Origin of the sequence: Rhodanobacter sp. K2T2, from assembly GCF_013408815.1 — a bacterium.
GTDB lineage: Bacteria > Pseudomonadota > Gammaproteobacteria > Xanthomonadales > Rhodanobacteraceae > Rhodanobacter.
The window spans coordinates 153,987-176,034 of record NZ_JACCCA010000011.1 but is presented as its reverse complement, the minus strand read 5'-3'; the positions used below and the strand labels follow the sequence as shown (position 1 = coordinate 176,034).

General features: G+C 61.4%; 18 protein-coding genes and 1 pseudogene. 8 read left to right on the top strand and 11 right to left on the bottom strand.

The annotated features are described in order from the left end of the window. Positions 1-291: pseudogene (locus HDE78_RS17255) on the top strand (DeoR family transcriptional regulator); the annotation flags it as partial. Between the two features lie 731 nt (positions 292-1,022). Continuing rightward, positions 1,023-4,277 (top strand): VPA1262 family protein, encoded by a 3,255-nt coding sequence (locus tag HDE78_RS17250; protein ID WP_218862472.1) that lies wholly within the window; start codon positions 1,023-1,025, stop codon positions 4,275-4,277. A gap of 325 nt (positions 4,278-4,602) precedes the next feature. Here the strand turns inward: HDE78_RS17250 and HDE78_RS17245 are convergent, their stop codons facing one another. Both HDE78_RS17245 and HDE78_RS17240 read right to left on the bottom strand, forming a co-directional pair. Beyond that, on the bottom strand, positions 4,603-5,616 hold the full coding sequence (locus tag HDE78_RS17245) for an alpha/beta hydrolase (RefSeq protein ID WP_179481753.1): 1,014 nt from the start codon (positions 5,614-5,616) through the stop codon (positions 4,603-4,605). A 444-nt stretch (positions 5,617-6,060) separates the two neighbouring features. Next, on the bottom strand, positions 6,061-6,489 hold the full coding sequence (locus tag HDE78_RS17240) for a hypothetical protein (protein ID WP_179481752.1): 429 nt from the start codon (positions 6,487-6,489) through the stop codon (positions 6,061-6,063). A 129-nt stretch (positions 6,490-6,618) separates the two neighbouring features. On the opposite strand from HDE78_RS17240, the gene HDE78_RS17235 reads away from it, so the two are divergent. The 4 genes from HDE78_RS17235 to HDE78_RS17220 are packed head-to-tail and all read left to right on the top strand — an operon-like array spanning position 6,619 to position 10,762. Then, positions 6,619-7,359, top strand: a complete 741-nt coding sequence (locus tag HDE78_RS17235) for a DUF3348 domain-containing protein (RefSeq protein WP_179481750.1) — start codon at positions 6,619-6,621, stop codon at positions 7,357-7,359. 13 nt (positions 7,360-7,372) lie between these two features. Beyond that, positions 7,373-9,469 carry a DUF802 domain-containing protein gene (locus tag HDE78_RS17230; protein WP_179481748.1) on the top strand — a complete coding sequence of 699 codons (2,097 nt, stop codon included), beginning with the start codon at positions 7,373-7,375 and terminating at the stop codon, positions 9,467-9,469. Beyond that, positions 9,466-10,113, top strand: a complete 648-nt coding sequence (locus HDE78_RS17225; RefSeq protein ID WP_179481746.1) for an OmpA family protein — start codon at positions 9,466-9,468, stop codon at positions 10,111-10,113. Before HDE78_RS17230 ends, HDE78_RS17225 begins: the two co-directional genes overlap by 4 nt. After that, complete coding sequence (locus tag HDE78_RS17220; protein WP_179481744.1) at positions 10,106-10,762, top strand: DUF2894 domain-containing protein; 657 nt, start codon at positions 10,106-10,108, stop codon at positions 10,760-10,762. Before HDE78_RS17225 ends, HDE78_RS17220 begins: the two co-directional genes overlap by 8 nt. 18 nt (positions 10,763-10,780) lie before the next feature. Here HDE78_RS17220 and HDE78_RS17215 read toward each other — a convergent pair whose 3' ends face one another. From HDE78_RS17215 to HDE78_RS17200, 4 genes are all read right to left on the bottom strand, one after another. Beyond that, positions 10,781-11,821: a C13 family peptidase gene (locus tag HDE78_RS17215; RefSeq protein ID WP_179481742.1), complete on the bottom strand. Its 1,041-nt coding sequence runs from the start codon at positions 11,819-11,821 to the stop codon at positions 10,781-10,783. 23 nt (positions 11,822-11,844) lie between these two features. Then, positions 11,845-12,531: an acireductone synthase gene (gene mtnC, locus HDE78_RS17210; protein ID WP_179481740.1), complete on the bottom strand. Its 687-nt coding sequence runs from the start codon at positions 12,529-12,531 to the stop codon at positions 11,845-11,847. Positions 12,532-12,628: 97 nt separating this feature from the next. Then, positions 12,629-13,192: an acireductone dioxygenase gene (locus tag HDE78_RS17205; RefSeq protein WP_179481738.1), complete on the bottom strand. Its 564-nt coding sequence runs from the start codon at positions 13,190-13,192 to the stop codon at positions 12,629-12,631. Continuing rightward, a complete protein-coding gene (locus HDE78_RS17200; protein ID WP_179481736.1) occupies positions 13,189-13,839 on the bottom strand; it encodes a methylthioribulose 1-phosphate dehydratase in 651 nt (216 codons plus the stop codon). The genes HDE78_RS17205 and HDE78_RS17200 overlap by 4 nt, the downstream gene beginning before the upstream one ends. 161 nt (positions 13,840-14,000) lie before the next feature. On the opposite strand from HDE78_RS17200, the gene HDE78_RS17195 reads away from it, so the two are divergent. Beyond that, entirely contained in the window at positions 14,001-14,333 is a 333-nt protein-coding gene (locus HDE78_RS17195) for a high-potential iron-sulfur protein (RefSeq protein ID WP_179481734.1), read from the top strand. Between the two features lie 441 nt (positions 14,334-14,774). Here HDE78_RS17195 and HDE78_RS17190 read toward each other — a convergent pair whose 3' ends face one another. Continuing rightward, positions 14,775-16,235, bottom strand: coding sequence for an amino acid permease (locus HDE78_RS17190; protein ID WP_179481732.1), 1,461 nt, complete (start codon positions 16,233-16,235; stop codon positions 14,775-14,777). A gap of 88 nt (positions 16,236-16,323) precedes the next feature. Then, complete coding sequence (locus HDE78_RS17185; RefSeq protein ID WP_179481730.1) at positions 16,324-17,823, bottom strand: amino acid permease; 1,500 nt, start codon at positions 17,821-17,823, stop codon at positions 16,324-16,326. 161 nt (positions 17,824-17,984) lie between these two features. Here HDE78_RS17185 and HDE78_RS17180 point away from each other — a divergent pair, with 161 nt between their 5' ends. Beyond that, positions 17,985-18,536 (top strand): NUDIX hydrolase, encoded by a 552-nt coding sequence (locus tag HDE78_RS17180; protein ID WP_179481728.1) that lies wholly within the window; start codon positions 17,985-17,987, stop codon positions 18,534-18,536. Positions 18,537-18,584: 48 nt separating this feature from the next. Here the strand turns inward: HDE78_RS17180 and HDE78_RS17175 are convergent, their stop codons facing one another. The 3 genes from HDE78_RS17175 to parE all read right to left on the bottom strand — a co-directional run bounded on the left by HDE78_RS17175 (position 18,585) and on the right by parE (position 21,961). Next, positions 18,585-19,106: a 3-hydroxyanthranilate 3,4-dioxygenase gene (locus tag HDE78_RS17175; protein WP_179481726.1), complete on the bottom strand. Its 522-nt coding sequence runs from the start codon at positions 19,104-19,106 to the stop codon at positions 18,585-18,587. A 120-nt stretch (positions 19,107-19,226) separates the two neighbouring features. After that, positions 19,227-19,745 (bottom strand): fasciclin domain-containing protein, encoded by a 519-nt coding sequence (locus HDE78_RS17170; RefSeq protein WP_218862493.1) that lies wholly within the window; start codon positions 19,743-19,745, stop codon positions 19,227-19,229. 326 nt (positions 19,746-20,071) lie between these two features. Beyond that, the gene (parE, locus tag HDE78_RS17165; protein WP_179481722.1) at positions 20,072-21,961 is read right to left on the bottom strand and encodes a DNA topoisomerase IV subunit B; all 1,890 of its coding nucleotides are present in this window, start codon (positions 21,959-21,961) and stop codon (positions 20,072-20,074) included. Between the last annotated feature and the right edge of the window lie 87 nt (positions 21,962-22,048).

Here is a 22,048-nt window from a genome sequence, read left to right as displayed (position 1 = left end):
ATTGAAGCGATCACGCATATTCGTGCCGACGTCTATTTCATGGGAGTGACCGGCATTCATCCAACCGCAGGATTGAGTACGGGTGATCTGGAAGAGGCTTACATCAAACGGGCGCTCGCCGCACGCGCCGCGGAAGTCGTAGTGCTTGCTTCGACCGAGAAGGTCAACGCTGCCTCCGCCTATGTCATCGCGGAAGTAACGGCCGCAAACACCGTCGTGGTCGAGCGCAAAACCCCGAGGGCATTGACTGATCCTCTCGCTGCCCTAGGCCTTACGATCTTGCACGCTTAGTTCATGGCGTACCTCGCGTTGATGTGCAGCTTTTGCGTTGCAAGAGATTATGCTTGTGCGACTGACTGTAGCGGATCCATCGCGGCTTGCCCGGCCGCTATCGAGCGTGCAAAGGCTGCGATCGGCCAAAAGCGGCCAGTCGAGGTCTCAATTGAGCTGCCAGAAAGCTGCCGCTCGCCGGATAGACTGCAGCACCGCGCCCGGCAAATTGTTCGTGCACGGCAGAGCTGGGTCGACCAGCCGACTGTGATCGACGCATGCTTTTCACGAAGCTGGCAATTGTTCAATACCGGATTGAATTGGCCGTTGGGAGTACCGACCTGACTGCTTACACGACGTGGCAAAGATCAGGTGGTGCTGGTAGGCCAGCAAGAAGGAGCGCCATGCAAGTTAGGGTTGACTTGAAGCGGAATAAAGCAATCTGCGCTGCCGGCCAAGGAGGACAGTACACTGCTGGCACAGACTAAGCTTTGAGTCGCTGCGCCGACAATTGAGTGAAACACCCGATCGGTGTGCGGGCCCTGCAAGCATGCGAGATTGGAGCCTAAGGGCACGATGCCCGCTGGCGTGGGTATAAATCCGTAAAGGTGGCTTACTCCAGCGTCGGCGCAACCATGAGAATGCGGAAAGATCCTTACAAGGAATCTATGGCTCCCGTACTAGATGACCTGCTAAATGACCGCCGGCTAGCGCGACTTTTCTCGGAGGATGTCCGCCACTGCGCGTTACAAATGTGGGTATTGCAGATCAAGTCCGAGCAATCGATTGAAAGTCGCATCGTCTACGGCCGCCTGCTCCCCTACAGCTATTCCAGCAATACCTGGTCCTCCAGCGACGATGATAACTTTCAAACCTTCGGCCAAGTTCAGGCGCAGGTTAGCCGCCTCAATCTGTACGTCAAAAGCGTCAGTTGCGCGGACCTCTTACAGCAATTGAGCACTGGCCGAACCATCTCGGCCATAAGCGAAGAACTGAAGCTCAAGCTCTCGGCCAAGTTGAAAGCGCGGTTCGGAGCGGCGGCGCTCGCTACCGATGATCTGGTTTACCGCCCAGTCGCTTACCTGCTAAATCGCGACGCGCATGACCGCCGTTCGCCCTCCAGCCCGCATAGCGGAGCCGGTGCCTTCAGCGCTTCCATCACCCAAGCCAACAAAGCAGCGCTGTTTCGGCTTGGTCAGGACTACGACGTCGCCTTGACGTCATCGGTGATCAAGCAACTAGATGCGGATACAGGACTAGACTTCGGTGGCGCCGACTCGGTCCGATTCGGGGACCTTGAGTTGCTGGTCTTTCCCGCGTTGGACGATCTAGAGCGGGACTTGCTGAGCGTGAGCTGGACCGACGCTCCGCGCGCACTGGTCGCCCGATTCAATCCGATGCAAGTGCCGCACTTCAGCGGCTTCCTGTTCCGGCTGAGCATTGCGAATGACGGCCAAATCGTCTACTCGGGCGTTGCCACAGCTGCCCGGAACTCGGAAGACGTGTTCGAGTGCAAGTTCGAGCTGAGCGAGCAGTTGCGCGCAACGACTGACAGCACCGAATTGGAGATCTTTGCCTTCCATGACGAGAATTCCCATGAGGGCACGTTGTGTTGCCGATGGCGGATTGGGTACTTTCGAGATCTTCATCTTCAGATGCATGTGGCTGATCACGGGACCAGGCCAGTCAAATTCGATTGGCTGGAAAATGCCACTCGGCCGTCCGTGTCGGCGCGGGTAAAGGCAGCCTTAACGATCAATCTCGACAATCAGCGATTCACCAACAGCATTGGCGGGCGTGAGGCGGATCCCTGGGTCTCGGCCAATCGCGATCTCGTATCCCTCTTTACGCGACTCCATCCACCGCAGTCGGAGGGGCATTTCTTTCTGCGCTGGGGCCAAGACGACGGCGAGGGGCGGCTCAAATTCGTCGAGTGGTTCAGGGCGCTGTTGGCTAAGTACCAGCGGCAACAAATAGTCATTTTTGATCCTTATTTCGAGGCCGCCGGCTTGGGGCTTGTGTTGCTTTGTGCGGCCTCGTCGGCCGACTACATCGTCTTCAGGTCTCTGCCAAAGCCCGTCAAGGAAGGCAAACCCCTGCGTCGCAAATCCGACAAAGCCGCCTACGAAGGAATTAACAATCTGCTGGCGAACTGTGATCAGAACCAACGTCTACTAGATCGCATCAAGTTGCGCATCTACGGCCTGAAGGAGGGCAGACTGCACGATCGCTACATCCTGATAATGGGGCCGGACAGGCTACCGCTCGCGGGTTTCAACCTGTCCAACTCGTTTCAGAAGGCCGCGGAAAATTATCCTTTACTGGTCACCCCGATCCCGGCGGATGTCCTGCTCGAGGTTGAGCAATACAAGTCCAAGTTGGTGCAGGAGGCAGACGCCGCGCAGCTCAAAGGTGATATCGAAAATTCCTCCATGCGGCTTCTCTTTGACTCTAAGGCGTCGCCTACAGCGCCGAGGCGTTACGAGCCGCTGCTCTTTCTCCAGAAGGAGCGGGCTGGCAACGTGCTGGGCATGTGGACCGGCGAGCCGTCGCTAAAAGGCTTGAGCGGCGATTCGTTGAGGGAACGAATGTCGGCGTTGAATCTGCTGAAGGATGAGTCGCTCGCACTGCCCGAGACAGTTGGCCTGCTCAAATGCGTGGATCATCAGGCGGGCGACTTTGCGGACTTCACAGAGACCTGGGAGGTACTTGGCGAGATACTCGCTCATTCACACACCGAAGACAGCTGCATTCGCGAGCTTGAATCCAAGCGTGGATTTTTGGAACTTTTAGCGCGATTCCTCGAGGCATCTTTCAATCGCGCGCATAGCGAGGTGGACAAGGGATTGGCCACTCTGGATGCCCGGTTCTTTCGCGAACCGGTAGAGACCCTGCTGCACAGCGCCTATAACCTGCATCACTTATTCCATCCGATAAAATATGCGGCTCTGACCTGGCCGGAGTACTTCTGCGTCAAGTTTTTGTGGAGGTGTTCGCCCGATACACTGCTTGAAATGGCCGAAGCCCAGATGGCCAGTGTGCCAATTGAGCCTCAAGGCCGAGAAGTGGTGCGACTGGCCCTGTTGAGCCAGATCGTCAGCGATATTTCGCTATCAATCCAGTTTGATATCAGCGAGATGAATCGAGAACGCCTCGTTCGTAGCAGCAACGGGCTACTCCAATGGATGGGACTGAATGCGATCGAGCGACAGCTGGAAAAGCACGGAGGGCTCATCACCGCCCTCCAGTTGATCGCCTCCCTCTCCCACACAGAGCAAGTGCGGGTCCTAGGCTGGTTGGTTCAACGAGCGGCAAAAAATCCGACGAATGCGAATATCTACAACGGTCTGTTAGCGGCACTGCGCGACGCTCTGCCGACGACGATCCCAAGCAAAGAGCTGAGGCTTTTGGTGGACTCGATGCGGGGGCACATGCGGCAACTGGCCTGGGCCGAGCCGTGGCTATTCCAGGACGTGGTTTTTCCCCTGTTGCGGAGTGACCGCGCCAACACGGACGATGCCTGCGAGATATGGGTTGAGGAGCTGGCTGCTTTGCTGGAGCCTGAATCGAAACAGCAATCTATGCTGTTTGACCGCGCACGCGAGGGCCAGACGACCAACATCACCGCGTTCCTTTTCGCCTACAGCAGCCCCGAGCGACAGAAGTCTAGTCTGCAGGCGGTACGGGTAATCCTGAATCGGCACAAGCGAATCGTACAACGACCCCTCGCCAGCACTTCCGACTGGACTCGATGGGACGGCTCCCTAGCGGTCTCGATGTGGCTTCTGACCTTTATTCGATGGGGGCAGTACTATCTGCGCGGACGCGGTATGACCGACAGAGGGCTGGATGAACTTTCGCAGAGCGCCCGCGATCTTGCGATGGTCAGACCCATGGCCGAATGGCGAGCGGAGGGCGCCGGCAAGGAGGGTGAGCTTGCCGCGTTCCTCGACCAGGTGGATGAGCTCCTAACCTCAAGTCACGAGTCGGAAAGCAAACTTAAATAGCTGCCGGTTCAGTGTTGGCCTCACACCAGTCAGCTCTTGCTGAAGTAGTGACGTCATGCTCGGGATCGCCGAATCCGACAGGCGTTCGGCCCCTCCTCACACCGCAAGCGGGGCCACGCCTAGATCTGCGCAAAAAGCGCGGCTTGCAATCTGGCCACCAGCCCTCCCGAAAACGGACGCTCGCGACCGACTCAAATGGGTCGAAAGCAGACTATTTCCACCAATTAGCACGCAACTTACAGGGTTGCCCAATCTCAGTGCGTAGCCGCGCAGTCAATATGTGGACTGCAACGCGCCTCGTCGATAACGTCATGAATAGCCTGCGCTACCAGCTCCGGCCTTTCCTGGTGGATGTAATGGGTACTGCCGTCAACAATGATTCGGCGACCGCGGGTAGAGGAGGCGCAATAGCAGCATCTTGGGCTTGCCACATCGCAAGCAGGAGGCGATCTTGCAGATCTTGCCCATAGTCAAACTGTTCATGCGTAGCATCCAGAATGATCAGCGGCTTGTTGCCCATCTTCCGTGGCGTTTGTATCGCCAGCTTTTCTGCAGGTGAAATGCCGCCCTCAGCGGGTGGATAGGTATCCAGCAGCTGGCTCAGATTGGCGGCCGCTTCGCCCGGTCGCGCCATTTGCTCGTCGAGCAAGCGATGTAATGCGGGATCGGGATTGGCCGGTTCGTCCAAGCAGTCCCGATGTTTTTGGGGCTGGTGCCTTAATTCTTCGGACTGGGCTAGCGCGAGGCACTTCCTCGCTTGCGCGATGTCGTTTTGATCGTCGGCCAACCAGGCTTTGAGCTGAGAGGGCGTAAGAACGCGTTCGGCATTTTCTTCTGCGCCAACTTGAAAGGGATCAATCAGCACCATCCCGGCGAAGTCATCCGGCCAGCGCGATGCGTACATGCTGACGTAAAGACCACCATCGGAGTGGCCGACCAGCACGATAGGCAGTGGAATGTCGGCTTGGCGCAATAGTTCATGCAAATCCTGAAGCACGTACTCCGCGCTACTAGGATGAGACGAAGGATCGCTGAAGCCCATGCCCGCGCGGTCATAGCTACACACGCGAGTGAAGTGAGCGACGTGCGCCTGCAGGATGCGATAGGTAAGGCTGTCGTCGCCGCCCCCAGCTTCAAGGACTACGGTAGGCGAGCCCTGTCCGATGCACAGTAAATTTACGCGTCGACCATCAGTCAGTCGCACCAACTTTTGCGCTTGTTCGTATGCACTTAAAGGTATTTGCTCGGCAGTCGTAGCTACCGACAATGGCGAAGCAAAGACGCCGATCAAGAGAGCGGTGATTAAGCGATTGCAGCACACCTCAAACCAGCCTTTCATGGCAATACCTCGCTCTCGCAGCAGCCGGCACTTGTTGGCTCAGCGCCGCACAGAAACGACTCTTAGTAGCCTCGGGGTAGAACGCAGACCTCACTTATCAGATCGACGGAGAGGCGACTTTGTCGCTCGAACTTCGCTACGCAACAGAGGATCCGACCCAGACAACAACTTTGGATACGACAACTGACTTGTACCAAGCGGTCCCGTAGATATCGAAAACCTTCGGAAACGGGCCGACTTCGTGGTTTCCAGTCGTCACCTCGACGCAAACGGCTCCGCGCTGAGATTTTGGACAGTCGATCAATCGAACCGAGTCGATTTTATCTAACTTAAGCCACTTGAGATCGTCTCGGCCTTCAGCGCATCTGCCAGTGCACTCGTAAGTGAAATTTTGATTTGAAAATGGACCGTTACCCGCTATTGCATCCACATATAGAGCGACGCTCAACGCGGTTTGCGCATCAGGCGAGGGATAGTAGTTTTTGTTGACTTAACAGAAGCGCAAAGTTTTCTGGAATCGTCCTGCGGTTCGGGCGGATGATACATATCACCCGCTACGCCGTACCGACGCTCGGCCGATAGCGACTCTATGGTTTGTTTCTCATTGAACCCGACTGTGACCCAATCTGCTGCGCAGAGACCGAATTGCGAGCCAGTAGCCATTGCGTGGGTGTAAAACCTAATGGGGTCATCTTCCAAGTTACTCAAACGCGGGCGATCGACGTCGATCATGATTGCGCCCGATTCGCCCAAAAGTCTGTGAGCAAGCTTAGGCAAAGACATCGTTCTAGCCTGATCCGACGTGATTCCTGCAATACAAAATGCAGGAACTAGAACAACTAATAAAAATATTGAGGACGCTAAGCGCTTCATGATCCCTCCTGTACCGATCCATTGATGATGCCCATGAGTTGGCAGGCTGTTGTGGCCTTTGCCCGCGCGCTGACACCCAACCGCCTCCAAGCGGTTAGCGTGTAAAATAACGGTTTTTCAGCCAGAAATATGCCGCAAGCTACTCACCGGACCAGTGTCCGTGGCCCCACGTTTATTCGCTTGCTTGCCCGCCTGACGGACGTTGACGTTCGACCGTCCAGACAATCGTTGTCGGATCGGTTGGGTCAGTGGCTTGACTGGACGCATGCGGTGGCGCTGTCGACGACGATTGATGGCAAGCCGTCCGAGGTGGACGTGGATGCGCCAACCTTTGGCAGCGCGGAAGAGGACGAGTGCGCCCGCGTGCGTCGCTCGTTGGTCAGTGCCATTGTTGGCGATGGCACCTTTGCCATATCGCGCCAGCGCGGGCTTGAACACGTGCTGGCCGAGGACGATGGCGCGCCTGAAACGGTCGATTACTCGGTGTTTCGTCAGCGTTATCTGGCCATTCAGCGGTCGATGCAGGCGGCTACTGGTAATCTGCGCGGCCGTTTGCGCGACATGCTTGCGCAGCAGTCGGTCGACATGGCGCGGCTGGCCGACGTCGATGCAGTCATGGAGCGTGTGCTGAGTCCGCGCGAGCAGGCGTTGCTGGCTCGCGTGCCCGTGCTGCTCGGCGATCGTTTCGAACGCTTGCGTCAGGCCGAGCAGAAGGCGCTGGCCGAGGCGCAGGTGTCGGAAGTTGTCCCGGCGACAACGCCTGGCGCATGGCTGGACGTGTTTCGCCAGGATGTGCAGAGCGTGTTGCTCGCCGAATTGGACGTTCGTTTTCATCCGGTGGAAGGCCTGCTCGCAGCGCTTCGCACCTAATTATTGAGGCGTCATGGTCAGAAATCTGCTTCATCTCGCGGTGTTTTTCGTCGGTCTGGCCGCGGTGTGCTGGATCGGCGCCGGCTACGTCGGAGCCAATCCGCTGGCGACCGCCGTTACGCTGGTGATTGGCGTGTGCTATCTGGCGGGCGCTCTGGAGCTGCATCGTTATCGGCAGGCCACGTTCACGCTGACGCGCGCGGTAACGGATCTGTCCTCCGCACCGGCCAGCCTGAGCGACTGGCTCGGCGGTTTGCATCCGAGCCTGCGCAACGCGACGCGCCTGCGCATCGAGGGTGAGCGCGTGGCCTTGCCGGTGCCGGTGCTGACGTCGTATCTGGTGGGCTTGCTCGTGCTGCTCGGCATGCTGGGCACGTTGCTGGGCATGATGGCGACGCTTCGGGGCACCGGCATGGCGCTGGAAAGCGCGACGGATCTGCAGGCGATCCGCGGCTCGCTCGCCGCGCCGGTCAAGGGGCTGGGATTTGCGTTCGGCACCTCGATCGCCGGCGTGGCCAGCTCGGCGATGCTCGGGCTGCTGTCGGCGCTTTGCCGGCGCGAGCGGCTGCAGGCGGTGCAGGTGCTGGACGCGAATATCGCGACGACCTTGCGCATTCATTCGCAGAGCCATCAGCGCGAGGAGTCGTTCAAGTTGCTGCAGCAGCAGACCGAACTGATGCCGGTTCTGGTCGATCGTCTGCAGACGATGATGGCGACCATCGAACAACACAGCGTGGCCACCAGCGAGCGGCAGGTGGCCAGCCATGAAGCCTTCCACGCGAGTTCCGAGGCTACCTATACGCGCCTTGCCAGCGCCGTGCAGGCGTCGTTGCAGGAGAGCGTGGCCGCGAGTGCTGCTGCGGTCGGGACGGCGCTGCAGCCAGCGGTGGAAGCCACCATGGCCGGTCTCGCACGCGAAACGGCATCGCTGCACGAGACGGTGACGCAGGCCGTGGCGCGTCAGTTGGATGGCGTGTCGACCGGCTTGGAGACGACCACCGCGACCATGGCCGCGGTCTGGAACGAGGCACTGGCGCAGCAGCAGCGGACGAACGAGGCGCTGGCCGAGGATTTGCGCCGCTCACTGCAGCAATTCAGCGAGACCTTCGAGCAACGCTCGGCCGGCTTGCTGGAAGGCGTCGCTGCACGCCTCGACGCCACGGCGGACGGCGCGGCGAGCGCGTGGAACGATGCGCTGTCGCGGCAGGATGCCGTCAACGCCGATCTGGCGACCCGCCATCAGCAGGCGTTGAGTGCGGCAGCGGCGACGTTCGATGAACACGCCACGTCGCTGGTCCAGCGCGTGCATCAGTCGCATGCGGACTTGCAGACGTTGCTGGAATCGCGGGACAAGAATCGTTTGACGACCTGGACGGATGCGTTCGCTGCGATGACCGCGGTGCTGAGCAACCAGTGGGAGCAGACGGGCGAGCAGGCCGCAACCCGGCAGCAGGCGATTTGCGACACGCTGGCGAAGACCGCGCACGACATCTCGGCACAGACCCAGGCACACGCCAGCGACACGATCGCCGAAATTTCCCGGCTCGTGCAAGCCGCGTCCGAAGCGCCCAGGGCCGCTGCCGAAGTCGTCGCGGAGATGCGCCAGAAACTCTCCGACAGCATGGTCCGCGATACCGCCATGCTGGAGGAACGTAGCCGCCTGATGGCCACACTCGATACCCTGCTCGATGCGGTGAACCACGCGTCCACCGAGCAACGCGTGGCTGTCGATGCGCTGGTGACCACCTCGGCGGATCTGCTGGATCGTGTCGGCACGCGCTTCACCGACCATATCGAGGCGGAAACCGGCAAGCTCGGTGCCGTCGCTGCGCAGGTCACCGGCAGTGCCGTCGAGGTGGCCAGCCTGGGCGAAGTCTTCGGTGCGGCCGTGCAGACGTTCGGCGAGTCGAACGGCCTGCTGATGGAGCACCTGCAGCGCATCGAAGCGGCGCTGGACAAGTCGCTCGCGCGCAGCGACGAGCAGCTCGCCTATTACGTCGCGCAGGCGAGGGAAGTGATCGATCTGAGCATGCTGTCGCAGAAGCAGATCATCGAGGAAATGCAGCAGCTCGCCGGCCAGCGGGCGCTCGCCGGGGCCGAAGCGACATGAGCGACGAAGTGGATGGCGTCGAGGAGTCGACGGCGCCGATCTGGGCGGCCTTCGGCGACCTGATGTCGGTGCTGCTGGGTGTGTTCGTGCTGATCCTGGTGGGCGTGATCGGCGTGCAGCTGCAGCTGTCGAACAAGCTGGATGAAGCGGTCAAACAGCAGCAGGCCGAGGCGAAGCGCAGCATGACTCTGGAGCAGGCGCTGGCGGTTCCGCTGGCCGCTGGCCGGGTGACCCTCGTCAACGGGCGCATCGGTATCCGCGGCAGCGTGTTGTTCGCGCTGAACTCCGATCAGCTGCAGCCCGAGGGGCATGAGGTATTGAGGAGCCTGGCGGCCCCGCTGGCCGACTACCTCAAGTCGCGCGACGAGATTCTGATGGTTAGCGGTTTCACCGATGACCGGCAAGTGCGCGACGGCAACCGGCAATTCGCCGACAACTGGGAGCTGTCCGCCGAGCGCGCGCTGACCGTGACGCGAGCCTTGATCGCCGATGGTTTGCCGGCCTCGTCGGTCTTTGCCGCGGCGTTCGGTGCCGAGCAGCCGGTAGGCTCGAATGCCGACGACGAGGGACGGGCGAAGAACCGGCGCGTGGAAATTTCGCCGATCCCGAAGCAGCCGACGGCAGCCGTGGCGGCTCATGAGTGATAGCGCATCACGCATCCGCAAGATCCTCGACGCGTGGCGGCAGCAGAACGCCGATCGCCTGAGTCCGTGGCGATTTCATTTCATCGAAGTGCTGGAGCAGCGTGCGGCAGGCCATGACGGTGCGACGCGGCAGCTGCTGGATAAGCGGCTGACCAAGCTTGTCGAGGCGTATGCGGCGGATCTCGACAATGCGGCATCCTGCGCTGGCGATGCCGACGGCGTGTCCGCGCCATCGGCGCCGGCTCGTGGCGCGTTAGGCGAATTGCTCGATGACATCGCCAACCGTGCAGCCACTCGTGTTGACGATCTCGCCACGACTGACGCGACGCCTGGGACCACCGCATTGCCAACGCTGGAGGCGCTAGATGAGTTCAGAAACATCTGGTCCGAGGTGCGCATCGAGAGCCAGATACGCCAGTCGCTGGAGCAGGTGCCTGCCGATGCCGGACCGCTCAACTCGGGCAGCCTGGTGCATCGGTCGCTCACCCTCATGCACGAGCTTTCGCCAGGCTATCTGCAGCATTTTCTGTCCTACATCGACACGCTGTCGTGGATGGAACAGATGAGCGATGGCGGCGCTCCTTCACCCAAGGACGGGGCGCGGGTGCCGTCAAAGCGCACGCGTGCCAAAGCTCCGCGGGCACCGTAAAGCCAAGCGAGCTTCGAGCTACTGCGCCAGCGCCGTCGTGCTGGCTGGCGCCGGCGCCGCCGGCTTGAATGGCACGGCGGGGCCCGGCGTGAAACCCTGGCGCCACAGCGCGAGCTGTTCGGCGATGCCGCTGCCGACATCGATCTGAGGCTCTGATGGCGTGAGTTTGTCGCGCTGCTCCCACTGGCTGATTTCACCGCTGGCCTGTTTGAAGGCGGCGATGAAATCGGGTGTCTGGTTCAGCGCATCCACCAGCCAGGCCTTGCCGAAGTAAGTGGCGTCCGAATCGCTGCCGCAGCCGAACGAGCTGCGGTCGGTGCGGGCCGCGGTGATCACCAGCGTACCGGCGCCGTGCAGGGGCGGCACGAAGCCGCCCGAATAGCAGGCGCTGACCACCAGCACCTTCCATTTGAAGGGCCGTTTGGCCAGGATGCCGGCAAGGTCCGGTGCGCCGATCTGGTCCAGCGCCAGCGGGTCCATATCCACCAGCAGGTTGTGATCCTCGTCGCCGTGGCTGGTGATGTAGAGCATCAGCACGTCCTGATCGGGCTTCATCACTTTGGCCACCCCATCGAGCGCCGCTTCGAGATTGCTCCAGCTGGCCAGCGGGTGGCTGGACAAGGTATCGGGATTGTTCTCCAGCACCAGCGTGTGCGCGGTGGGGCCGAAGCGCTGCGGGAAAAGCTGCGCGGCGTATTCGGCCTCATTGCGGAACACGTCTTCGCCACCGTCGCCGGCAAAGGTCACCAGGTAGAGATTCGTTTTGCCGGCGACGCGCGGGGTGAGTTTGGCCAGCGCATCGGCGACCATCTTCGGCTGCGCATACATCACCTGCTCGGGTGACGGGCCGCTGCTCGGCCAGTCGGCGTCGTTGTTTTCATCCGGGTCGTCGTCGGCCGACGATGATGACGCCGGTTCGCCGCTGCTGGAACCGGTCGCCGTGGCAGTCGTCGAACCGGATTGCCCGTTACCTAAGTTGAGGGCGGAATGACGCGGCAGCCACAGCATCACGAGGACGCCGGCAGCGAACGCGAGGACGGTGATCAGTGCAGTTCGCATGGCAGGGCTCGTACGCGGTGGCGTCAGGGTTGGATGGCGTTGAAATCGCGATACGCCGCATGGCGCGGCGCGTTCGGCCAGGCCAGCGGTTCGCGGATTAGCCACGCGGTCTGCAAGCCGGCCGTCTGCGCGGCGTCGAGCTCTTCCACGATATCCGACAGAAACAGGATCTGATGCGGCGGCAGGCTGATGGCTTCAGCGATCTTCGTGTAAGAGTCGGCCTCGCGCTTGTGGCCGGTTTCGGTGTCGAAGTAGCCGGAAAAGAGCGGCGTCAGATCGCCGGCTTCGCTGAAACCGAACAGCAGCTTCTGCGCCGGCACGGAGCCGGACGAGTAGACGTAGAGCGAAAGGCCGCTGGCCTGCCACGCCCGCAAACGAGCGGCGACTTCGGGGTACATGTGGGACTGGTAATCGCCGGCCTCGTAGCCGTCTTTCCAGATCATGCCCTGCAGCGCCTTGAGCGCGGTCGACTTGCGGTCCTCGTCGACCCAATGGATCAGCAGTTCGATGATCTCTTGCCGGCTGGCCTCGACCAGGCCGGCCTCTTTCGCCGCCTCGTGCAGCCAGTGCTGCACCTCGGGCGTGTCGCCGTGCGTTTCGATGAAGGCGGGCAGGCGCTCGCGGGCATAGGGAAACAGCACATCACGAACGAAGCTGATCGAGCTGGTGGTGCCCTCGATGTCGGTGACGATGGCGCGGATATCGGTCATGGTTTGGCGTTGCCTGGAAAAGGCGCCCAGCATAAACGACCGGGCGATCTGGCCGGTCAACGTTCGGCTTGGCCGTGTCAGCGACGGCGGGTTCTATTCAGCGAGTTGCTGGCGAGTAGGGCTGCATCCGCGGGAAACGCTCGGCAATACCGTCGCCGGTGAAGTTGGCGACCCAGCCTTCCTTGTTGGTGAAGAAGCGAATGGCCACGAAGTAGGGCGCTTCGCTCATGTCGAACCAGTGGCGCGTGCCGTCGGGGACGCCGATCAGGTCGCCGGATTCGCACAGCACGTCGTAGATCTTGCCGTCGATGTGCAGGGTGAACTGGCCGGCGCCGGCGACGAAGAAGCGCACTTCGTCCTCGCTGTGGGTGTGCTCGCTGAGAAACTTCTGCCGCAGCATGGCGCGATCGGGATGATCGGGCGTGAGGCTGATCACATCGACGGCCTGGTAGCCGGTTTCCGCCATCAGCCGATCGATATCCGTTTTATAGGCGGCAATGACCTCGTCCTGGCTGGCGCCGGGCGAAATCGGCTGGCTGGCCTCCCACTGTTCGAAGCGGATGCCGACCTTGCCCAGCTCGCGGGCGATGGCGGCGTAATCGCGGTGCAGCGCGAGCTCGGCGTCGGGATGACTTTCGTCGAAGATGCGTAGTTGGCTCATGATGCCCTCAACCTTTTCAGATCCAGTTCGCAGCCCAGCAGGAATTCGAGTGCTTCCAGATGGCGGTGCGTTTCCTTCATGTCGCGGCCCCAAGTATAGATGCCGTGGCCGTCGATCAAATACGCGTGCAGCGGTTTGCCGCTGTCGATCCAGGCGTCGACCTTATCGACCAGCTCAGGCATGTGCTGGGTGTTGGGGAATACCGGTATCTCCAGCAGGCTTTCGTGCGTGGTGTAGCCGGTAATCGCTTTCTGCAGCTCCCAGCCCTGCAGGCGGATGACGCCATCGTCGGCGTACAGGCGCGAGGCGACGCTCTGCGTGCGCGAGTGCGTATGCAGCACGGCGCCCATCTCGGGCCAGCGACGGTAGATTTGCGTATGCAGCGCGGTCTCTGCGCTCGGTTTCGCATCGGTGCCGACGGCATTGCCGTGCATGTCGATCAACATGATGTCGTCGCGACCGAGCTTGCCCTTGTCGCGGCCGGAGATGGTGATCGCCGCGTAGTCGGCGTCGATGCGGGCGGAAAAATTGCTGCTGGTCGCCGGCGTCCAGCCCAGCGCTGCGAGCTCGCGCGCGGTGTTCGCGATCGAGTCTGCGCGCGCCTCGAACAGGCTGGTCGATATCGTAGCGGGTAGCTGCTGGCTCATGGGATTTGGACGTCCAAATGGAAGATCATCATATCACGCACAAACGCCCGCCCAGTCTTGAATGAGAGCCATTCTCGCCAGTCACGAATGATTGACGAAACAGGCGTACTATCGCCGCAATCCACCGCAAAGGGCGTGGGATACATGACGGAGGCTTGCCCATGTCAAATGAGAAGAACATCGAATCACGGCGTCGTTTTTTGAAGGTTGCTGCCGGTACCACGGCCGCGGTGGCCATCATGGGTGGCCTGCCGCGCTTCGCGCGCGCCGCCGACCTGCCGCCGGTCAGTGTGGACGATCCCACGGCCAAGGCGCTGGGCTATGTGGAAGATGGCAGCAAGGCGACCGATCCGAAACACAAGGCGGGCGACAACTGCTCCAACTGCCAGTTCTACTCCGGCAGTGCGACGGGTCGTGGACCGTGCCAGCTGTTCCCGGGCAAGTCGGTCAACGCGAAGGGCTGGTGCGTTTCGCATAACCCGAAAGCGGGCTGACCTTCGCAACGTATCTTCGATGCGCGCAGGGTAGAGCGTGAAATAAAAAGGCCGGCATCTTGCCGGCCTTTTTGCATGGCGGATCGCGCAAAACACATCGGCGCAAACTCAGCCTGCAGAATTCAGTCATCGCGATAAAAGTGCTGCCCGACGCACCAAGCTGAGGAGCTGACCCCACTCGATGCGCCGGGCGGCGATCCGAAGGCCCACTGCCAAGTGATATCCCCGGACTGGGGATGATACTCCCGAGCAGCACGAATGGGCGGCTGGTACGAAAATTTCTCTCGAAAAAATCTCGTTAAGTACTTTTAAAACAAAGACTTACGAAAAAATTCTCAGTTAGCGTTGAGACTTTCAGCGACTCAGCGTGAGGAAGCATGCGTGGCCAGGAAATGCAATTATCGGCGGCAATTCGGCATTTTTCTAGCCATTCGGCGAAATTCAGGTCTTTGAGCTCAGCGCCTGCTCTTGGCGCAGATGGCTGTGCCGGCGCCCGTAGCCGAAGTAGATGGCCATGCCGACGACCGTCCAGATGCCCAGCAGCAGCCACTGGTACCAGTTCTCCCAGTACAGCAGTGCCAGGCAGCTGAGCACGCCGAGCACGCAGGTCACCGGTGCCCAAGGCACACGGAAGGTACGCGGCAAATCGGGCCGCGTCTTGCGCAGAATCAGCACGCCGGCGCAGACCGCGACGAAGGCGATCAGAGTACCCATGGACACTAGGTCACCGAGCACGTCGAGTGGGAACACCGCCGCCAGCGCGGCGATGCCCACGCCGGTAATGACCGTGTTGATATGCGGCGTGTGATATTTCGGATGGATCTTGGCGAACACCGGCGGCAGCAGACCGTCGCGAGCCATGATCATGAAGATGCGCGGCTGCGCGATGATCATCACCAGGATCACCGACGACAGGCCGATCAAGGCACCGATCTCCACGGCCCAGCGCAGAATAAACAGCTGCGGATGTGCGCGCACGGCGGTGACCACCGGCTCGGCCGTGTCGAGCTGGTCGAAGCGCAGCAGGCCGGTGATCACGGCAGCGATGCCGATATACAGAATCGTGCAGATCGCCAGCGAGGCGAGCGTGGCGATCGGTAGATCGCGCTGCGGGTTCTTCGCCTCCTGCGCCGCCGTGGACGTTGCCTCGAAACCGATATAGGCAAAGAACACCAGCGTAGCGGCGCGCATGATGCCGGCCCAGCCGTATTTTTCCGGCCCCTGGCTGGCTGGAATGAACGGATGCCAGAGCGCGGGGTTCACGTAATGCCAGCCGGCAGCGATCACCAGCACGATCAGCGCGACCTTGAAAATTACCATCACCAGATTGGCGCCGCTGGACTCCCGGATGCCGACGTAGCAAAGCCAGGTCAGCGCCATCACGATGGCGACGGCAGGGAGATTGAACAGTGCTCCCGTGGTCACCAGATGCCCGTCGGTATAGGCAAGCGGCGCATTGGTCAGCACGGCCGGAAGATGGATGCCGAAATGGTCGAGCAGGCTCACGAAGTATCCCGTCCAGCTCACCGCTACCGCGGATGCCGATACGCCGTATTCCAGCACCATGTTCCAGCCGATGAACCACGCCACCAGCTCGCCCAGCGTGGCGTAGGCGTAGGAATACGAGCTGCCCGACATGGGAATCAGCGTGGCGAACTCGGCGTAGCACAGCGCAGTAAAGCTGCAGCAGATCGCCGCGATGACGAAGGCAAGAATGATTGCCGGGCCCGCATGCTCGGCCGCGGCCTGACCGGTAATCACGAAGATGCCGCCGCCAATCACTGCGCCGATGCCCAGCGCCGTCAGTCCCCAGGGTCCCAGCGTTCGCTTCAGCGCCGGGCCGTGTTGGCCATCGTCGGTTTGCGAAAAATCGGTCTTGCGCGCGAGTAACTGTTTAAGCATCGAGTCGCCTTGCCAGCATGAGGTGGGACGGTTCGTGGTGCATCGGTAAAACGAAGGGCCGGGAGAGGGCCGGCCCTTCGATCGCGTATCAGGCGCGGCTGCTGGGGCCGCGCATCTTGCTGTGCCAGTGGCCATAGCCGAAGTAGATCGCCATGCCGATGGCGGTCCAGCCGACGATCAGCGGCCAGTTGACCTGGAACGACTGCCAGAACAGGTAGAGGCAGATCAACGAACCCAGCCCGCTGACCAGCCAAACGCCGACCATGCCGCCCGGTACGCGAAACGCTCGCGGCAGTTCGGGGCGGGTATAGCGCAACGTCAGCACGCCGATGCAGACCGTGGTGAAGGCCAGCAGCGTGCCCATCGATACCAGCTCGCCGAGAATGCTCACGGGAAACAGGCCGGCAGTGACGGCGGCAACCACGCCCGAAACGATCGTCGCGACGGAAGGCGAGCGGCGAACGGGGTGGACCCGTCCCATCGCCACCGGCAGCAGGCCGTCTTTGGACATGCTGAAAAAGATGCGCGACGTGCCCAGCAGCATCACCAGGATCACCGAGGAAAGGCCGGCCAGCGCCCCGAACGAGACGATCGCTTTCAGCCACAGCAGCTGCGGGTAGAAGCTGAGCGCGGTGGCGACCGGTTCCGGCGTGCCCAGGGCGCGATACGGCGCAATGCCTGTCAGCGTCAGCGCCATGGCGATGTACAGCACGGTGCAGATCGCCAGGGAGCCGAGGATGCCGATCGGCATGTCACGCTGCGGATTTTTCGCTTCTCCGGCGGCGGTCGATACCGCATCGAAACCCACGTACGAGAAGAACACCAGAACTGCCGCGCGGAAGATGCCGCTGGTGCCGAACTGCCCCGGGCCTTCCGCCGGCGGAATGAACGGATGCCAGTTGGCCGGGTTGATGAAACGGAACGCGAAGATGAGGAAAAGAAAAATCACGATCAGCTTGATCGACACGATGATCGCGTTGACGAAGGACGACTGCCGGATGCCGATGTAGCACAGCCAGGTCAGGCCGCCCACGATGGCCATGGCCGGAAGATTGATCAGCGTGCCGGTACCGACGATGCTATGACCGGCAAACTTGAACGGCGCCGAGGCCAGCGACTCGGGCAGAGCCAGCGACATGCCCGTCCAGTGTCCGATGATCGAAAGGCACTCGTTGAAATACCCCGACCAGCCGGCCGCCACCGTGGCGACGGCGAACATGTATTCCAGCACCAGGTTCCAACCGATGAACCAGGCCACGATCTCGCCGAGCGTGGCATAGGAATACGCGTAGGCGCTGCCGGAAACCGGAATCATCGCCGCGAACTCGGCGTAGCACAGGCCTGCGAAGGCGCAGGCGATGCCCGCGACGATAAAGCTGATCATCACCGCCGGGCCGGCATGCTCGGCCGCCGCCTGTCCGGTGATCACGAAGATACCCGCACCGATAACCGCGCCGATGCCCAGGGTGACCAGATGCCGCGCGGTGAGCACGCGCTTGAGCGAAGGCTCGCCGGTGACGCTGTCGAAAGCCGCATCGATCTGCGGCGTCGCACTGATGGGATGCTTCGCGAAAAGTTGTTTGAGCATGCGTGGGTCCCCTGAGAGAGTGGCGGCTTTTGCTGGCAGGCACAGGCTGCTGCGTGGGCCTTGCCGCTCGTTTGTGTCAATCTGGAACCATAGCCGAGCCATCGTGGGGGTACAAGCTGCGCTGCGGCTATGATCTGCTCTGGTTTTAAGCTAATCCCGCCATGACCTTCCGTTCGCCCGACACCGCTCCCCTCTTTCGAAATTACGCGGCAAGCTATCCCGAGCACGCATGGCTGGCGCAACAATTTGTCGATTTTTCGCTCGGCGGTTTCGAGACGTTTGAGCGAACCCACAGTGCAGGCCACTTCACCGGCTCGGCGTGGCTGGTCAGCGCGGACGGCGAGCGCGTGCTGTTGACTCATCACCGCAAGCTCGGTCGCTGGCTGCAGTTAGGTGGGCATGCCGATGGTGATACCGACTTGGCCAACGTGGCCCTGCGCGAGGCCGAGGAAGAATCCGGATTGACCGATCTGGTGGTCGAGCCGGCTATTTTCGATCTCGACCGTCACCGTATTCCCGCACGCGGCGATGAGCCGGAGCACTGGCATTACGACGTGCGTTACGTGGTGCGCGCCACAGGCAGCGAACAGTTTGCGATCAGCGAGGAGTCGCTGGCGCTGGCGTGGAAATCGATCCTCGACATCGCGAACGATGCGTCGGCCGATGACTCGCTGCGGCGAATGGCAGGCAAGTGGCTGGCGCGCGGTAAATAGAGTCAGCCGCGCGATAGGTTTGTCGCGTACGGCGGCATCAGCTTTATCTCAGCCGTATTTGGCTGGTGCCGGATTCAGATGGCCGCACTGGCCGCAGGTGCGCGCGTCGCGCGAACGGTAGAAACGATCGAACACCGGCGGAAAATCCTGCTCGATGTCGCCGAGCACGAAAAATTCTTCGTAGAGCTTGTGATTGCAGTTTTCGCAGAACCACAGCAGCCCGTCTTGTTCGTGCGGCAGGCGCTTGCGCTCGATCACCAGGCCGATGGATGCGGGCATGCGCTGCGGCGAATGCGGCGTGCGCGGCGGCAGATAGAAAAGTTCGCCGGCGCGAATTGGAATATCGCGTGCGCGGCCGTCGTCCTGCACTTTCAGCACCATCTCGCCCTCAAGCTGATAGAAGAACTCCGGGCCTTCGTCGTAGTGATAGTCGGTGCGGGCGTTGGGGCCGCCGACGATCATGACGATGAAGTCGCCATCGACGATGCACTTGTTGCCTACCGGTAGCTTGAGCAGGTGGCGGTTGTCGTCGATCCAGCGCTGCAGATCGAGAGGTGGCAGCAAGGACATGGGTGTCGCTCGGTAATAACCAGTCGTCACCTTAGCCCGGTCGAGCGCACAAAAAAAGCCGCCCCGATGAGGGAGTCGGGGCGCTGGTGAAACACTCGCGTTTTAAAACGGCGATGCGGATTACGGCATCAAAACCTTGTCGATGACGTGGATCTCACCGTTGGACTGCTTCACGTTGGCGATGGTGACGTGGGCGACGTTGCCCTTGTCGTCGGTAATGGCCACGCCCTGCGCATCCTTGCTGAACGTCAGCGAGTCGCCTTCGACGGTCTTTACCGAAGCCTTGCCGCCGCCTTTCTTGATCAGCTTGAGCAGGTCGGCCGAGGTCACATTGCCGGGCACCACGTGGTACGTGAGGATCTTGGTCAGATCCGCCTTGTTTTCCGGCTTCAGCAGGGTGTCGACGGTGCCGGCAGGCAGTGCAGCGAACGCTTCATTGGTCGGCGCGAACACGGTGAACGGGCCGGCGCCCGAGAGCGTATCGACCAGGCCGGCAGCCTTGACGGCGGCAACCAGGGTGGTGTGATCCTTCGAGTTCACCGCGTTTTCGATGATGTTCTTGTTCGGGTACATCGGTGCTCCGCCCACTTCGACGGTCTTGCCCATGCTCATGTTGCTCATCGAGTCGGCCATCGCCATCGGCGCCACGGCGACAGTGGCAAAAGCCAGCGAGAGTCCAAGGGCGATACCACGCAGACGCTGATTCTTGTTCATGTGTAACTCCAGATTTTCCGCTTCGCGGATTGGAAGCGTGAGGAGATACGGCGCGAGTCGTGGGTCGGATGCACGGGACCACGAACAAAACCGATGCGGCGTCAGGGTGTGCGTCAACGCCGCATGTCTGTATCTGCCGGATAACGCGGGATCGCGACCGGTGGTAATGAGGACGCGGGGCTCGTTCGAACCACGAAGCGATTCGACACACGGCGGGCCGCATTGAAAAACGCAGCCGCCGTTTGGCTGGCTCAGACTTCCAGCGTCGCCAGGTCGCCTTTCTCTTCCAGCCAGGCCTTGCGATCGCCGGCGCGTTTTTTTGCCAGCAGCATGTCCATCAGTTTGGAGGTGCCGTCCTCATCGCCGATGGTCAGCTGCACCAGCCGACGCGTATCGGGATGGATGGTCGATTCGCGTAGCTGCGGCGGATTCATTTCGCCCAGGCCCTTGAAACGCGTGGTGTTGACCGCGCCCTTCATTTTTTCGCGTTCGATCCGCTGCAGCATCGCTTCCTTCTCGCTCTCGTCGAGGCAGTAGAACACCTGCTTGCCCACGTCGACGCGGAACAGCGGCGGCATCGCCACGAAGACGTGGCCTTCGCTGACCAGGGTTGGGAAGTGCTTGAGGAAAAGTGCAGTCAACAAAGTTGCGATATGCAGGCCGTCCGAATCGGCGTCGGCCAGAATGATCACCTTGCCGTAGCGCAGCCCCGAGAGATCGTTCTTGCCTGGATCGCAGCCGATGGCGATGGCGAGGTTGTGCACCTCTTCCGACGCCAGCACCGAACCGGACTCGACTTCCCAGGTGTTGAGGATCTTGCCGCGCAGCGGCAGGATCGCCTGGAACTCCTTGTCGCGCGCCTGCTTGGCGCTGCCGCCGGCGGAGTCGCCCTCGACCAGAAACAGTTCGGTGCGGGTGAGGTCGGTCGCGGTGCAGTCGGCCAGTTTGCCGGGCAGCTGCGGGCCCTGGGTGATCTTTTTGCGGACAATCTGCTTGGCCGCTTTCAAGCGCGCGCTGGCGCGTTCGATCGCCAGCTGCGCGATCCGCTCGCCCATGTCGACGTGCTGGTTGAGCCACAGGCTGAAGGCGTCGTGGATGACGTTTTCGATCATGCCGGCGGTTTGGCGTGACGACAGTCGCTCCTTGGTCTGGCCGGCGAACTGCGGATCCTGCAAGCGTGCAGAAAGCACAAACGCCAGCCGTTCCCATACGTCTTCCGGCGCCAGCTTCACGCCACGCGGCAGCAGGTTGCGGATGTCGCAGAACTCGCGGATGGCCGTGGTCAGGCCGGTGCGCAGGCCGTTCACATGCGTGCCGCCCTGCGCGGTGGGGATCAGGTTGACGTAGCTTTCCTGCACCAGTTCGCCTTCCGGCAGCCAGGCCAGCGCGACCTCCATGCCTTCGACATCGCGCGCCATGTGATGCACGAACAGCTCGCTGGGCAGGGCCTCGGCGCCGTCGAGTTCGCCGCGCAAATAGTCGCGCAGGCCGTCCTCGTAGTACCAGTCGTTGACTTCGCCGCTGGCAACGTCGGTGAGCTTGACGCTGAGGCCGGCGCACAGCACGGCCTTGGCCCGCAGCAGATGCCGCAGCCGCGCCAGCGACACCTTCGGCGAATCGAAATACTTGGCCTCGGGCCAGAAATGCAGGGTGGTGCCGGTGCGCTTCTTCGGCACGGAGCCGACGATCTCCAGCGGGCTGACCTTGTCGCCGTGCTCGAAGGCCATGCGGTATTCGTTGCCATCGCGGCGGATCGATACCTCGACGCGATCGGACAGCGCATTGACCACCGACACGCCGACGCCGTGCAGGCCGCCGGAGAAGTTGTAGTTCTTGCCGCTGAATTTTCCGCCGGCGTGCAGTCGCGTCATGATCAGCTCGACGCCAGACACGCCTTCTTCCGGATGGATGTCCACCGGCATGCCGCGGCCGTCGTCGCTCACCTCGACCGAGCCGTCCGCATGCAGCACCACTTCGATACTGCGCGCGTGGCCGGCCAGGGCTTCATCCACCGAGTTGTCGACCACTTCCTGCACCAGATGGTTCGGGCGGGTGGTATCGGTATACATGCCGGGTCGGCGTTTGACCGGGTCGAGACCGGAGAGGACTTCAATATCGGCGGCGTTGTAGCGACTGCTCATGCGTGTGTTTCAACCGGGGTGGGACGTCTAGCGGACAGCGAAGCATGGGGCGCGGGGGCGGGCAGGGTCAAGCTGCAGGGGTGTTTT

What these genes read in the sequence shown, in the direction of transcription:
- HDE78_RS17205 (WP_179481738.1), bottom strand. Translation starts at nt 13,192, where the DNA reads ATGAGCCAACTACGCATCTTCGACGAAAGTCATCCCGACGCCGAGCTC.
- mtnC (WP_179481740.1), bottom strand. Translation starts at nt 12,531, where the DNA reads ATGACCGATATCCGCGCCATCGTCACCGACATCGAGGGCACCACCAGC.
- HDE78_RS17200 (WP_179481736.1), bottom strand. Translation starts at nt 13,839, where the DNA reads ATGAGCCAGCAGCTACCCGCTACGATATCGACCAGCCTGTTCGAGGCG.
- HDE78_RS17195 (WP_179481734.1), top strand. Translation starts at nt 14,001, where the DNA reads ATGTCAAATGAGAAGAACATCGAATCACGGCGTCGTTTTTTGAAGGTT.
- parE (WP_179481722.1), bottom strand. Translation starts at nt 21,961, where the DNA reads ATGAGCAGTCGCTACAACGCCGCCGATATTGAAGTCCTCTCCGGTCTC.
- HDE78_RS17235 (WP_179481750.1), top strand. Translation starts at nt 6,619, where the DNA reads ATGCCGCAAGCTACTCACCGGACCAGTGTCCGTGGCCCCACGTTTATT.
- HDE78_RS17180 (WP_179481728.1), top strand. Translation starts at nt 17,985, where the DNA reads ATGACCTTCCGTTCGCCCGACACCGCTCCCCTCTTTCGAAATTACGCG.
- HDE78_RS17240 (WP_179481752.1), bottom strand. Translation starts at nt 6,489, where the DNA reads ATGAAGCGCTTAGCGTCCTCAATATTTTTATTAGTTGTTCTAGTTCCT.
- HDE78_RS17220 (WP_179481744.1), top strand. Translation starts at nt 10,106, where the DNA reads ATGAGTGATAGCGCATCACGCATCCGCAAGATCCTCGACGCGTGGCGG.
- HDE78_RS17170 (WP_218862493.1), bottom strand. Translation starts at nt 19,745, where the DNA reads ATGGCGATGGCCGACTCGATGAGCAACATGAGCATGGGCAAGACCGTC.
- HDE78_RS17230 (WP_179481748.1), top strand. Translation starts at nt 7,373, where the DNA reads ATGGTCAGAAATCTGCTTCATCTCGCGGTGTTTTTCGTCGGTCTGGCC.
- HDE78_RS17185 (WP_179481730.1), bottom strand. Translation starts at nt 17,823, where the DNA reads ATGCTCAAACAACTTTTCGCGAAGCATCCCATCAGTGCGACGCCGCAG.
- HDE78_RS17225 (WP_179481746.1), top strand. Translation starts at nt 9,466, where the DNA reads ATGAGCGACGAAGTGGATGGCGTCGAGGAGTCGACGGCGCCGATCTGG.
- HDE78_RS17190 (WP_179481732.1), bottom strand. Translation starts at nt 16,235, where the DNA reads ATGCTTAAACAGTTACTCGCGCGCAAGACCGATTTTTCGCAAACCGAC.
- HDE78_RS17175 (WP_179481726.1), bottom strand. Translation starts at nt 19,106, where the DNA reads ATGTCCTTGCTGCCACCTCTCGATCTGCAGCGCTGGATCGACGACAAC.
- HDE78_RS17215 (WP_179481742.1), bottom strand. Translation starts at nt 11,821, where the DNA reads ATGCGAACTGCACTGATCACCGTCCTCGCGTTCGCTGCCGGCGTCCTC.
- HDE78_RS17250 (WP_218862472.1), top strand. Translation starts at nt 1,023, where the DNA reads ATGTGGGTATTGCAGATCAAGTCCGAGCAATCGATTGAAAGTCGCATC.
- HDE78_RS17245 (WP_179481753.1), bottom strand. Translation starts at nt 5,616, where the DNA reads ATGAAAGGCTGGTTTGAGGTGTGCTGCAATCGCTTAATCACCGCTCTC.